12 protein-coding genes are annotated in these 12,970 nt (G+C 69.6%); 7 read left to right on the forward strand and 5 right to left on the reverse strand.

What is annotated here, in order from left to right; translation table 11 throughout:
* Positions 1-15: 15 nt before the first annotated feature.
* Entirely contained in the window at positions 16-753 is a 738-nt protein-coding gene (locus H0S67_RS07455; protein ID WP_180936072.1) for a hypothetical protein, read from the reverse strand.
* Positions 754-922: 169 nt separating this feature from the next.
* On the opposite strand from H0S67_RS07455, the gene H0S67_RS07460 reads away from it, so the two are divergent.
* Positions 923-2,905 carry a sensor histidine kinase gene (locus tag H0S67_RS07460; RefSeq protein WP_180936073.1) on the forward strand — a complete coding sequence of 661 codons (1,983 nt, stop codon included), beginning with the start codon at positions 923-925 and terminating at the stop codon, positions 2,903-2,905.
* Positions 2,902-3,537: a response regulator gene (locus H0S67_RS07465; protein WP_180936074.1), complete on the forward strand. Its 636-nt coding sequence runs from the start codon at positions 2,902-2,904 to the stop codon at positions 3,535-3,537. Before H0S67_RS07460 ends, H0S67_RS07465 begins: the two co-directional genes overlap by 4 nt.
* 354 nt (positions 3,538-3,891) lie before the next feature.
* On the opposite strand, the gene pdxR is transcribed toward H0S67_RS07465, so the two are convergent.
* The gene (gene pdxR / locus H0S67_RS07470; RefSeq protein WP_180936075.1) at positions 3,892-5,364 is read right to left on the reverse strand and encodes a MocR-like pyridoxine biosynthesis transcription factor PdxR; all 1,473 of its coding nucleotides are present in this window, start codon (positions 5,362-5,364) and stop codon (positions 3,892-3,894) included.
* Positions 5,365-5,447: 83 nt separating this feature from the next.
* On the opposite strand from pdxR, the gene H0S67_RS07475 reads away from it, so the two are divergent.
* The 4 genes from H0S67_RS07475 to H0S67_RS07490 all read left to right on the forward strand — a co-directional run bounded on the left by H0S67_RS07475 (position 5,448) and on the right by H0S67_RS07490 (position 8,543).
* A complete protein-coding gene (locus H0S67_RS07475) occupies positions 5,448-6,284 on the forward strand; it encodes a DMT family transporter (protein WP_180936076.1) in 837 nt (278 codons plus the stop codon).
* Positions 6,285-6,314: 30 nt separating this feature from the next.
* Positions 6,315-6,944 carry a dihydrofolate reductase family protein gene (locus H0S67_RS07480; protein ID WP_180936077.1) on the forward strand — a complete coding sequence of 210 codons (630 nt, stop codon included), beginning with the start codon at positions 6,315-6,317 and terminating at the stop codon, positions 6,942-6,944.
* Between the two features lie 166 nt (positions 6,945-7,110).
* The gene (locus H0S67_RS07485; protein WP_180936078.1) at positions 7,111-8,376 is read left to right on the forward strand and encodes an FAD-binding oxidoreductase; all 1,266 of its coding nucleotides are present in this window, start codon (positions 7,111-7,113) and stop codon (positions 8,374-8,376) included.
* A 17-nt stretch (positions 8,377-8,393) separates the two neighbouring features.
* Complete coding sequence (locus H0S67_RS07490; RefSeq protein ID WP_180936079.1) at positions 8,394-8,543, forward strand: BBE domain-containing protein; 150 nt, start codon at positions 8,394-8,396, stop codon at positions 8,541-8,543.
* A 258-nt stretch (positions 8,544-8,801) separates the two neighbouring features.
* Here H0S67_RS07490 and H0S67_RS07495 read toward each other — a convergent pair whose 3' ends face one another.
* Complete coding sequence (locus H0S67_RS07495; RefSeq protein ID WP_180936080.1) at positions 8,802-9,077, reverse strand: three-helix bundle dimerization domain-containing protein; 276 nt, start codon at positions 9,075-9,077, stop codon at positions 8,802-8,804.
* 107 nt (positions 9,078-9,184) lie between these two features.
* Between H0S67_RS07495 and H0S67_RS07500 the strand changes: the two genes are divergently transcribed.
* Positions 9,185-9,601 carry a hypothetical protein gene (locus H0S67_RS07500; RefSeq protein ID WP_180936081.1) on the forward strand — a complete coding sequence of 139 codons (417 nt, stop codon included), beginning with the start codon at positions 9,185-9,187 and terminating at the stop codon, positions 9,599-9,601.
* A 225-nt stretch (positions 9,602-9,826) separates the two neighbouring features.
* Here H0S67_RS07500 and H0S67_RS07505 read toward each other — a convergent pair whose 3' ends face one another.
* Positions 9,827-10,654 (reverse strand): DUF305 domain-containing protein, encoded by an 828-nt coding sequence (locus H0S67_RS07505; protein ID WP_180936082.1) that lies wholly within the window; start codon positions 10,652-10,654, stop codon positions 9,827-9,829.
* Between the two features lie 811 nt (positions 10,655-11,465).
* Positions 11,466-12,842 carry an alpha/beta hydrolase gene (locus H0S67_RS07510; RefSeq protein ID WP_219635546.1) on the reverse strand — a complete coding sequence of 459 codons (1,377 nt, stop codon included), beginning with the start codon at positions 12,840-12,842 and terminating at the stop codon, positions 11,466-11,468.
* Positions 12,843-12,970 lie beyond the last annotated feature (128 nt).

The raw sequence follows: 12,970 nt of genomic DNA on the forward strand, positions 1-12,970 counted from the left end.
TGGTCTCGGTATGGCTCAGCCGGGGAGCTGAGCAGGGCGCGCCTGCTTCGTGGGGCGGGCGGGCAGGAAGGCGTCGTTCGGCATGCGCCACAGGGCGATGGAGGCTCCTGCGAACCCGAGGCCGGCAACGAGGAGGCCGATCCCCTGGACCGTGTGCCCGAGTGCACCGAGGAATGGGTGGGTGAAACCGCCGATGGCCAGGGCGATTCCGTAGAGGGGTGGGACGGCGCCGGACCTGGCCAGGGCGATGCCGAGCAGGAGCAGCCCGATGACGATTCCCACGATGAACAGCAGTGAGCTGACTGCAAACTGCGGCAGGGCCCACAGCGCCTCGTCGAGGTTCGAGATCTGGCGTACGTCGAGCTGCTTGGTGTGGGTGAGAAGGGCGAGCGCCGTGTCGTTCGGCCCCGAGAATCCCAAGGCGAAGCCAGGGACCGTGAGCACGATGCCCCAGGCCGCGAGGCGGGGGCGGGCCTGCCTGCTCACCGCGGCCACGCCGATCACGGCGGGGATGAGAAAGGCGAACCAGGCCACAGAGAGCCACAGGCTCAGCTGGACGACGGTCTCTTGACGGGCCGCCGAGGCGACGATGTCGTGGAACGAGCTGTCGCCGGGCATGTCGAGGAGGATGTAGTTGAGGCCCATCGCGGTCATCGGTAGCGGCGCCACCACGGCGAGGGCGATCCGGTAGAAGCTCCGGTCGTCTCGCATCGGTGTCGAGGAGCCGGTGGCGGGTGCGGTGGTGGAAACCATGTCAGCGTCCTTTCGCTGGTAGTCACGAATCTCTGGTGATGACAAGCGTCCGGGTTCCTCCATCCCGGGCGCACGGGTCTCCGGGCGCACCGGCCCGGGAAAGATTCCCGGGCCGGTCTGGGGGCCAGACCCCTAGTCGGAGTCGGCGTGAGGCGAGGATCATGGCGTCATGGTCGAGGTGGTCGTGGGGGCCGGTGTGAGCCGCAGGCGCGTGCTCGCAGACGCCTGTCTTCTCCTCCTGGCCGCGCAGATCGCTCTGACGCTGCTGGCCACCCCGCGGTCGGGCCTCTCACATCAGGAGCTGGTCGGCGACGGTCTCGTGGTCAGCAACGCGGTCCTCGGCGCCTGCCTCGGGTTGTCCGGCTACCCGGTCGCTCGGGTGCGCCCGGGCCATCCGGTCGGCTGGCTGCTGCTCGCGGCGGGGCTGTGCTACACGGCAAGCGCGTGTGGGTTCGTCGCGATGGCGTGGCTGACCGACCCGGGTGAAGGCGGTCTCGGCTGGCGGGTTGTCGCGTTGATGACGAGCATCGGGTGGGCGCTGGTGGTCGGGGTGTTGATGCCCGCGACGTTGCTGGTCTTCCCCGACGGCCACTTCCTGCCCGGCGCGTGGTGGCGAGGTGGCTCGATCCTGGCGCTCGCGGGTGGGGCACTCTTCGCGGTCAGGAACTCGACCGCGCCCCGGCATCTGGGATCCGAGCTGGACGTGACGCCCTTGGTCACCTGGCCGACGGCCACCGACCTGGGTGGCTTCGGGGCCGTGGGCGATGTCTGGTTCGCGCTGATCTACCCGTTCGCGATCGTGGTGCTGGTCCTTCGGTACCGCCGTGGCGTCGACCGCGAGCGACGGCAGGTTTTGTGGCTCCTGCTGGGCACCCTGCTGATGACTGCGTGCTTCGTCGCGGGCGCGTTGTTCCTGCCGGAGAGCTGGCTGGGCATCTACCCGATCGTGCTGGTTCCTGCGGCGATCGCGGTCGCGATCGTGGTCGACGACCTCTTCGACATCCGACGCGCCACCGCACGCATGGTCCTCTACCTCATCCTCACCGGCCTCGCGATCACGACCTACGCCGCTGTGGTCGCTGGCACCACGGCTGCCTTGTCGCCACGAGCCCCGTTCGGCTCGGCCGTCATCGCAGCGCTGACGGTGGCGATCGGCTTCAACCCGGCGCGCACGTTCCTCCAGCGACGCATAGACCGACTCCTGTACGGCGGCCGGACCGAGCCCGCCAGAGCCGTCGCGAGGATCGTCGATCGGCTCGACGAGCCGAAGCTCGACACGGTGCTTGATGCGCTGTGCGACACCATGCGGCTACCTTCGGCCGAAGTCCTGGACCGCGCCCACGTCGTCGCCCGCTCCGGCCCGCCGGCCACGCGCTGGCACGAGTTGTCGCTGGGAGACTCCGGCCGGCTGCGGGTCGGCCTCCGCTCGGGTGAGGCAGCGCTCAGCCCACGCGACCTCGAGATCCTCAGCCCGGTGGCTCGCTCGCTCACGGTCGCGCTCCGGGCCGAACGGAGCGCAACGGACCTCCAGGTTGCGCGTTCCGAGCTCGTCACGGCCCGGGAAGAAGAACGCCGACGCCTCGGTCGGGAGCTGCACGATGGCGTCGGGTCTGCCCTCGCCGCCATCATCCTGACTGCGGACGCCGCCCGTCGCCGGGCGCCCGCTGACCATCCGTCCGGCGACCTGCTCGGCGACGTCGGCAGACAGGCCCGTGACGTCGCCGACGAGGTTCGACGCCTGGCCCGCGACCTGAGACCACCCAACCTCGACTCGCTCGGATTCGAGACCGCAGTCCACGAATATGCCAGGCTGCTCGCTCCGCTCGAGGTCACCGTGCACATCGCCGACCTGCCCCGTCTCCCCGCCGCCGTCGAGGTCGCGGCGTACCGCATCATCACCGAAGCGCTCACCAACGTTGTCCGACACTCCGGTGCGACCCACGCCCGTGTCGTCCTCGCCTGCGAGTCCGGAGCGCTCGGCGTCCTCGTGGAGGACGACGGACCCGGCTCCAGCAACTGGTCCTCCGGGGTCGGCCTGCAGTCCATGGCCGAGCGAGCCTCGGAGCTCGGTGGGTCCCTGCGAGCCGGCCCACCGCCCCACCGGCCGGGCGGCCGGGTGGAGGCGACACTCCCCGTGGTGCTGGCGCCGTGATCCGGGTAGCAGTAGTCGACGACCACGCCCTGGTCCTCGCCGGGCTCAACGCCCTCCTTGCGACCGTGGACGACATCGAGCTCATCGCGTCGGCGCCCACCGCGGAGGGCGCTCGACGGATCGGCGCGAACGACCGGCCCGACGTCCTGATTCTCGACATCAACCTCCCCGACGGTTCGGGCATCGACGTCGTACGCGTGTTGCGCCGTACGGCACCCACTGTTGCCGTGCTCATGCTCACCATGCATGACGACGACCAGTCGGTGCTGGCAGCCATGCGAGCCGGTGCACGCGGCTATGTGGTCAAGACCGCCGACCCCGAGGAGGTGCTCCGAGCCGTCCGCTCGGTTGCCGAGGGCGGGGCAGTTCTCGGTGCAGGTGTCGCTCATCGGGCACTCGACGTCTTCGCCGCCGCACCCCGCACCCCACCATTTCCGAGCCTGACCGTCCGCGAGCAAGAGGTGCTGGAGCTGATCGCGCAAGGTGTGGGGAACGCCACCATCGCCCGGCGTCTCGGGATGGCATCCAAGACCGTCAGCAACCATGTGACCAACATCTTCGCCAAGCTCCAGGTTTCGGACCGATCAGCAGCGATCATCAAGGCACGCGAGAACGGGCTCGGCCGAGCCTGAGCCGCGCTGCCGTCCACGGGCTGCCTGCCTTGAACGGCGTGTCGCTACAGCAGGAGGCCGCCCCTGTGCGCGAGATCTACCTGAGTGTCCCTGTGAGGTGGTTCGATGCGAGCATGAGCAACGGGTGGCGGATGCCAGGGCAGACCGCTAGCGACGCGGAAGCCTTGCGACGGGTCAGAAGACGAGCGCAGATCTGCGCGGTCCCCCCGCTACAAGATGAAGTGGCCCTCACAGTGACTGTGAGGGCCGCTTCTGTTTGTGCAACCATCCACGCGCTGTCGCGGCACCCGGTCGCTACGGCGTCTCCCTGCCGCTCCCATGTGGGAAGCGGCCTTGTCGAGCGCGGTCCTTTCCTCAGGGTGCTGTCGGAGGCGTCCCCGACCGCCGCGGCAGAGTCGGCCCCTCCGGGGGCCTTCGGCAACGGCGTACGGCCTCGGCAATCGCATGGACGCCGAGGACGAGCTGCTGCTCGGTGAGGTTGCTGAACGAGAGCAGAAGTGCGGGATCTGCGGGCTTGCGGGTGAGTCGGTAGCGTCCGAGCCCGCTGATGCGGACCTCGAGTGTTCGCGCGGCCTCGACGACCGCGTCCTCCGAGACGTCGGTGGGTAGAGCGAGCACGGCGTGGCAGCCGGCGGCGAGGCCGTGGAGGCTGTCGGGACCGAAGACGGCCGTGACCTCGCGAGTCAGGACATCGCGGCGGGTGCGGTAGAGGTCGCGCATGCGTCTGAGATGGCGGTCGAACCGGCCGGACTCGATGAGCAGAGCGAGCGCCTCCTGGTCCAGCCCCGGGGCGCCGCGGCTGCTGAGGTGCTTCTCCTCCGTCAACGCGTCCACAAAACGATGTGGTGTGAGGATCCAGCCGATCCGGATGGCGGGGGCGAGCGTCTTGCTGACCGACCCCAGCGCGATGACACGGTCGGGTGCCAGCCCCTGCAAGGATCCGACGGGCTGTCGGTCGTAGCGGAACTCGGCGTCGTAGTCGTCCTCGAGGATCACCCCGTCGACCTCGTCGGCCCACGCGACCAGGGCGCGGCGTCGCGCAGGGCTGAGGGCGACACCGGTGGGGCACTGGTGCGCCGGAGTGACGAGGACGGCTCGTGCCGGGGTCCTGCGGAGCGCCGGGACGTCGAGGCCTTCGGCATCGACCGGTACGGGCACCGCCGTCAGGCCGGCCCGCCCAGCGATCCGATCGTGCTCCCGCGGACCGGGGTCTTCGAGGCCGACCGCGTCGATCCCCATGCGTCCCAGTGTTGCCAGGACGAATGCCAGTCCCTGGCGGAACCCGCTGACCACGATGGCGTCGTCGGTGTTCGCGCAGCCCGCGCGGACGCGACGGTGGTAGGCGGTGATCACCTCGCGGAGGTGGCGGGAGCCGGCAGGGTCCTCATCCCCGAGCCCGGCGGTCGGCATGGTTCTGGTGGCCTCCCCAACGGCCCAGGCCCAGTCCCTGAGCGGGACCGACCTGAGGTCCGGGATGCCGTACTCGAAGTCGAACCGGGCTGTCGACATGGCCGGTGGTGCCACAGGCCGCTGGCTGTCGCGACGAGCGTCACCGCCGAGCAGCTCGGCGACGCGGGTACCGGATCCGACCGCCGAGTCGACGTACCCCTCGGCGACCAGCTGCTCGTAGACCTCCACCACGGTGCCGCGCGAGACGCCCAGGTGGTCGGCCAGCCGACGGGTTGACGGCAGACGCTCGCCCGCCGCGAGCCGACCTTCGCGGATGGCGACGCGCAGGTGCTCCTGGATCTGGACGGCGAGCGGTGCCCCGGTTCGGTCCAACGTGATCGTCAGGTCCGGACCGCTGCGGCGCCAGTCGACAGGCATGTCTCCCAGTCAACCAAATGGTCCACTGCAGTACGGAAGAAGTGGCACTGCCGAGCGGACCGATCAGGCACGAGCATCGACACATGGGCATCGGACTCGTCTTGGCACTCACCTCGGCGCTCGCCTACGGAGCCGGCGACTTCGTCGGAGGCACGGGCTCGCGACGGCACTCCCCGTGGCGGCTCGTCGTCGTCGGGCAGCTCTCCGGGGCGGTGCTGATGGTTGCGTGCGACGTCCTCATGCCCGCGACACCTCGACCGAGCGACTTCCTGTGGGCGCTGCTCGCCGGTGCCGGCTCGGGGGCCGGGAGCATGTTCCTGTTCCGGGGTCTCTCCCGGGGCCGGATGGGACTGGTCGCGCCCGTCTCTGCGGTCGGCGCAGCGGCGTTCCCGGTCCTGGTCGGCGTCGCTCTCGGCGAACGCCCCACCGCGTACGCCTGGCTCGGCGTCCTGGTGGCGCTGCCCGGCATCTGGCTCGTCTCGCGGCAATCCACCTCGCCGGCCGCGGGCGCCCGTGGCGTGCTCGTCGACGGCGCCGCCGCGGGCGCGGGCTTCGGTCTGCTCTTCGTCGCGCTCGGTCAGCTGTCCAGCACGGCTGGATTCCTGCCGCTGGCCGTCAACCAGCTGTTCGGCCTGGCGGTGACGATCGGCGTGGCGGCCTCGCTGAAGCAGGCGTGGCTGCCCTCGCCGGCTGCCGTCGGCTGGGGCGGAGCATCTGGCGTGCTGGGGGCCACGGGCACCTTGGCGTTCCTGGCGTCGACCCGCTTCACCGACCTCGGCATGGCCGCCGTGCTGGCATCCCTGTACCCGGCGGTGACGGCGCTGCTCGCCTCGGCCGTGCTGGGCGAGCGTCTCGGCAACGGACAGCGACTCGGCATCGGTGTCTGCACCCTGGCCGTCGCAGCGCTCGCGATCGGCTGAGCACCACCAACATCACGAAGGAGAAGTCGCATGCGCAAGCTCATCGTCCTCATGCAGACAACGCTGGACGGCCGGATCAGCCAGGCGGACGGGGGCTTCTGGCAGCCGTTCGCATGGGGCGAGGAAGAGACGGCATACGTCAACGACACGTACGCCAGAGCGGACACGTGGGTCATGTCCCGCAAGTTGTACGACGTCGTGGTGCCCTACTGGGAGCGGGTGGCCGAGGGGACCACGACCGACACAGAGGTTCTCGAAAGCCCGGCCAGCCTCGAGTTCGCCAGGCTTCTGGGAGGTATGACGAAGCTGGTGTTCTCGCGCCGCCTGGCCGGCGACCCTGCCACGCGTCGTGAGGTGAGATCAGGAGACGCCGTCGCGCACCTCCGCGAGCTCAAGCAGCAGGACGGCGCCGATGTCATCGCCTCCTTCGGTCCTGTGACGCTCGGCCCGCTGGCCGACGTACCGGGTCTGATCGACGAGTACCTCCTCATCATCCATCCGGCCGTCCTCGCATCGGGACCCCGGCTCTTCGACCACGTCACGCACGACCTGAGCTTCTCGCTGGCCTCCGCCCGCATCTTCGACAGCGGCGCTGCGGTGATGCGCTACAGCACGCTGGCGGAGACGACACGGAGCACGCCAGCGCCGAGCGATGACTGACGAGCGGGTCGGGGAGCGCCGGAGCTTGGTCCCCCAGCTCGCCCCTTGTGATTCGCGAGACGGGCCGCGGCGAGCTCGGTGCCCAAAACTGGGGTTTCTGCGCCGATCGTCCGAGGTCTACGTTCGAGTGACGGGGGCCACATCCCAACCCGCGGAGGGCAGCGTCATGACCGTTTCTGTGGCAACCCTGACGGGCACCGAGGCTCAGATCGACGAGGAGAGCCTCGAAGAGCTCCGAATGATGGTGCGAGGTGATGTGCTCACCCGCAACGATCCCGGATACGCGGCGGTCCGCCGGCCGTACAACGCCATGCATCCCGGGACGCCGTCCCTGGTCGTGCGTCCCACCGGAACCGCCGACGTCGTGGTTGCGGTGAACTTCGCCCGCAGCCGCGGCCTTGTGGTCGCGGTCCGCGGCGGGGGTCACTCGATCGCCGGGCTCTCGAGCGTCGACGGAGGCATGCTGCTCGACCTCGGCCGGATGGACGGTGTCGACGTCGACCCCGACGCTCGCACCGTGCGGGCCCAGGGCGGGGCCTTGATCGGCGACATGGACCACGAGACTCAGGCGTTCGGGCTCGTCGCACCCTCCGGCATCGTCTCCGACACCGGCGTCGCCGGGCTCACCCTCGGGGGCGGGGAGGGCTGGGTCCGGCGCAAGTACGGACTGTCGGTCGACAACCTGCTCTCGGCCCAGGTGGTCGGTGCCGACGGCCAGGTGCGGACCGCATCGGCGGACTCGAACCCGGACCTGTTCTGGGCGCTCCGCGGAGGTGGCGGGAACTTCGGCGTTGTCACGTCGTTCACCTTCCGCTGCCACCCGGTGGGTCCGATCGTGGCCTTCGCCGGGGTCTTCCACCCGGCGGAGGATGCCGAGAACGTCTACCCGAGGTTCCGAGACTGGGCGCAGTCGGCTCCCGACGAGATCTCGGCGTTGATCGGCTGCACGACGCTCCCGGCCAGCGAGAACACGCCGCCCGAGATCCACAACCGGCCCTTCATCGTCACGGGCGCCCTCTACACGGGGGATCCGCTGGAGGGCATGAAGATCATCCAGCCCCTCCGCGAGATCGGGACCCCGCTCGCCGACATCTCCGGGCCCCTGCCCTTCGTCGCGGTCCAGGCGGCGTTCGACGAGTTCTACCAGCGCGGAACGCTGCGCAGCTACTGGAAGTCGACGTACGTCGAGGAGCTGACCGACCCGGTCCTCGATCTCCTCGTGGACCGGGCTCTCAACCGTCCCCATGACCGGGTCTTCGTGGTCGCGTTCCAGATGGGCGGCGCGATCAATCGAGTCGGGGCGCAGGCGACCCCCTACAGCGAGCGGTCGGCGAACTGGATGGTCTCGATCGACGGTAACTGGCTGGATGCGAGCGACGATGACCGGGTCATCTCGTGGTTCGCGACGCATGGGCCGGGGTGCACGCGCTAGGAACCGGCACGACGTACTTGAACTTCACGGGCGTCGAGGACGAAGCGGTCACGACGGGGGTGGAGAGCGCGTTCGGCCAGAACCTCGCACGCCTCGCCGAGATCAAGGCGAAGTACGACCCCGAGAACCTCTTCCGCCTGAACAACAACATCCTCCCCAGTTCCTAGTCGGTGCGGGGTACCCGGTGTCCGCGCTCGAGGAGGTGCGCGACGTGCGCCCGGATGGAGGGCCGGGTCCTGTTGGCAGGGAGCGCCTGCGGGTCGGTTGGCACGGCCACAGTTCCGCTCGCCTTCGGCATCGCCGACGCTGATTGCAACCGACCACGCGAGGGTTTCCGGCGGCGCCGGCTGACCAGCAGCGCGCCTTCGGAATAGCCCCGCTTGCACTCGGGCGACTGCCTGGTCGCGACCGCCGGTCAACGCACATCAAACGGCGAGATGCCTCGATCCCAGTTCAGTACCTTCCGCGCCTGCACCCGCGTCGCCTCCGGCCCCCGCCTGCCGCAGCCGGTCCAGCACGGCACGTTCGACCAGGATGGGCACGAACTCCCGGATCGGCCGGCCGTCGAACTCCTCCAGTGCGTCCGCGATCGCCTGGTCAATCGTCGCGGCTCGCTGGTGGGGGAGCACGCGGCGCAGACGCTGAGAGAGGTGATGGAGCGCCTGAGCTTCGTCCGGCCCGGCGGTGGCTGGCTCGCTCACGCTTCAGTGAAGCACCCTGGAGGAGGGAGCCTCCATGCCCAGATCGGGGGTCTTCCGAGATCCGACCAGGGCCGGTTCTGTTCACCTTGCTGTGGTCGACTCGCCGCATGGCAGTCACGCGCTTGACGGGGATCGATGGTCGGGTCGAGCTCACGCTCGAGGGGCTCACGTTCCGGCGCTCCAAGTCGGCGGCCCTCGCCCGTGGCACCCGGCGACTCCACGAGGTGGAGTGGGCACACATCCTCAGCGCGGAGGTGGCCTGGTCGCGCAAGGGGCGTCCGATCGTGCGCATCGCCGTCGAGGGCGCCCGGCGCGCGTCCCGGCATCGCGAGGATCCGCATGCCGTCAAGGTCCCGCGCAAGTCGGCCGCACAGGCCATCGAGTTCGTCGAGCTCGTCAACGAGGAGATCGCACTGCGGCAACGGTGGCGGGCTGCTGCCCCCACCGTCCAGGAGGACCCATCAGATGGTGTCGACGGGTCGCCCGACGATGACGATGACAGCGAGCTGGCGCCCGGGGCGTAGCGCGCCTCCGCCCACGGTGCGCGCAGTGCAGTCGCGCAGGCAGGTCAGTCCGGCGGGCGGCTGCCTGGACGGGGGTGGGGCCGACGAGGCTGAGGGCGACGGCGAGGACGGCGGTGACCGCGGCGGCGATCCGGTGTCGGGTGGTGAACAGTCGGGTGGCGGTCATGGTGGCGCCCTCCTTGGCGCATCCTCGGGTGGTCCGGGCCGGTGGCCCGTGGGGTTGGGTCAGCGCATCATCTGGGGGCCCATGCCGCCCCGGTCGCCGTTCCACCAGCCGTGGCTACGGTCCTGGTGGCGGTAGGGCGTGTCCCACCGGTGGTCATGCATCCAGCGGTAGCCGCCCATCATCGAGCGGCGGCCCATCATCCAGCGGTACCCGCGGCCGGTCATCCAGCCGTAGCCGCCGTGCCAGGTCTCGCCGTACCAGCCGTGGAGCCACCGCTGCATCCGGTAGATCTCGGCGTGCTGCTGGTCGCGGATGTTGCGCGCCAGGTGGGCCACCTCGGAGTGGGTGGCCAGCCCGCGGACGAGCAGCTGCTGGGACATCATCACCGCGGCCATGTGGTGGATGGTCATGTCGCGCAGGAAGGCCCGGTCCAAGGCGCCACCGGACAGGCCGGACAGGTCGCGCATCATCGGCTGGTAGCCGGTGTCGGTGGGCTGGTCGGGGTACCACCGGTGCAGCCAGGCGACCATCTGGTGGATCTGCGCGGTTTGGGTCCGGACGATGTCGGTGCCGAAGGCGCGCAGCTGGGGGCGGTCGGAGCGTCGGAGCTGGCGGGCGGCGGTGACGGCTTCCTGGTGGTGGGCCACCATCCGGCTCAGGTAGTCGGCCTCGTTGAGCACCTGCCCGCCGTGCATCCACGCCCAGGGCACCCCTCGCCCGGAGTTGCTGGCGGCGCTCTGTCTGGCGGTGGCCCGACCCGCGGGCGTGTTGTCGTCCCCGCGGCCGAGGGTGATCACGGCCGCTGCGGTGGTGGCGGCGATGAGCACGACCGCGGCCGCGGCCGCGAGGATCAGCCAGGTCCGGGCATGAGCCCGAGGGGTCGGCACACACCCAGACTGCGGCCGGGACTCACGGCTGGTCAGGGTCGTTGGACACGGCCGCAAGGGCGTAGGTCACGCCAGCATGCAGCGGTTTCGACACACCCGCGGCAGCGCGGCGTTCCGGCGGTCACACCCGTGCAGGACGTACGCCCCTGCTTTGGTTGGCCGGCCCGTCGAAGGCTGGACCCGCGATCGTTCTCATCACCATGCTGACCGGCACTCCCGGCTTCGCGGTCACCACAGCGCAGGCGGCCGGGACCACTCCGGTCACCGCCGCGCCCAGCACCAGCCAGACCACCAGCACAACCGCCGGCCGCCGGCACTGCCAGCGACACCACCACCGCTGTGGTGCCGGCACCACCATCGCCGGTGTCACCACCGCTGACGTCGCACGCTCGTGCCCGGCGTGGGATGCCGGACTCGAACCCTTCGCGTACCCCAAGAGGCATCAGGCGTGGTGCGCGACCAACGGCGCGAACGTGCACACGCCCCATGTGCGGGCTGTTGTGGCGAGGACGAACTTGGTGCTGTGCGCCTAGTCGCGTCGGTGTGCCTACGCGATCCGGTCGACCACTTCACATCCCTTGACCACGTCCGTGCTTCCCGCGCCCGCAGTGGATCCGGTCGGGGTGACCGTCATTGGCGGCGACGACCAAGTCTTTGCCTGCGCCCATACGCAGACGGTCGTAGTCGCGCCGAGGGAGCCGGCCGAGTCGATGTACGCCGGGTCGTTGCCAGGCCCGCCGAGCGCGCCTCAACGCAGCATGAGCGGAGGTTGGCGGAGTGGAGCTATGCCGCCGGGGGCGCTCTAAGTAGGTCACTTCGCCAGTGGTTCGTTGTTCCGGAGCGATGTGACGACATCGAGGATCGCCTGGGTGGTGGCCTTGGCGTACCGCTCGCTGTAAATCAGCGCCGGATGGCTGGCGCCCTCGACGACGCGATGCGAGGTGTTCGTCGACAGCGTTGCCAGCTTGTTCTGCGCAGCATCATGGGTGGCGTCGGTATCGGCGCCGGCAGTGAGGACGACCAGCGGTTTGTCACCGAAGTCGGTGAGCATCGCGGCCTCTGCTCCGGAGGCGTTGGCCTGGACGAACTCGTCGATCCAGCCCGAGGCGTAGTCGGCGGTTGCGGTCTTCGCACGGACCTCGTCACGTGACTGCGGGGGCAAGTCACCGTAAGCGAGGCTGCCGACCAGGCGCACTAACCCGACACGTGCAGCCGCAGCGCCGAGTGCTGCGACACGGTCCGTGGCTGCGTCGTAGGAGCCGGTGTCATACGCCTTTGCTTTGGTCGGGTCGGCGTGCGTGCCCGGGTTGGTGGAGTCGATCAGGACCAGGCCGGCAACGTCGCTGGGGTAGCGATCGGCGTAGGTGAGGACGTAGAGGCCTCCGAAGGAGTGACCGGGCAGCACATAGGGGCCTGGAACGTTTCCGCGTTGCAGCAGCGTATGCAGGTCACTTGCTATCCGGTTGGCGTCCTGAGGGCCTGCGGGGTCGCTCCAGCCGCGACCCGCTCGGTCGTAGACGCAGACCCGGGTGTCGGCGGCCACGGCGGGCGCTATCCACGCCAGGACCGAGGAGAAGTCGCCGCCTCCCGGTTGCAGGACCACGGTGGGGCTGCCGGAGCCCGTGCAGCTGAGGTGGAGCCGGTGTCCACCGACGTCGATCAGCTGACCCGACATGGGGTACCTGCTCGCATCCAGGTGCTCGCGCACGGTCTCGTAACCGCCGCCCACTGAGACAACGGCCATCAGGGCGATGACCGGGTAGAGCAGCCATCGACGAGTAGGGCTCCGCAGGTGGCGGTGGGCTTGCAGGCCCATCCAGATCGACAAAGCAAGCAGGGCAGGAGGCCATGCCCAGTTCAGCACCGCTCGCGAGTCGCCGCCGAAGGCGATGAGGAGAAGACCGCTCAGACCCATGAACAGCGCAGGTGCGGCAGCCCATCGTTGGGGTTGGTCGGTGGACCGCGACGAGAGGATGGCCAACATCGCCCAACCCACAGCGAATCCGCAAAGCACGGCGCCCGTGACGTCGTTCTCCCCTGGGGAGATGAACGGGGCGGCGGCGAGAAGGAGAGCGGCGACGAGCCCAGTTGCTAGTGACCCGGCCACAATCCGGCCGATATGGCCAGATGCAGGAGCGGACCCGTCGCCAGACCGGACCTGAACGGGGTCGGTTGGGGTGGTGGCCATGAACGCAACTCCTCGCGCAGCTGGCGCAGCGCGAGCGCAGTCGACTGCACTGGAGACACGTTCCGTCATCTAGGACAGTACGCGCATTGACGTCGAGCTGGACTGCCCGAGGATGACCAGATCAGCGA

Source organism: Nocardioides ungokensis (assembly GCF_013466985.1).
GTDB lineage: Bacteria > Actinomycetota > Actinomycetes > Propionibacteriales > Nocardioidaceae > Nocardioides > Nocardioides ungokensis.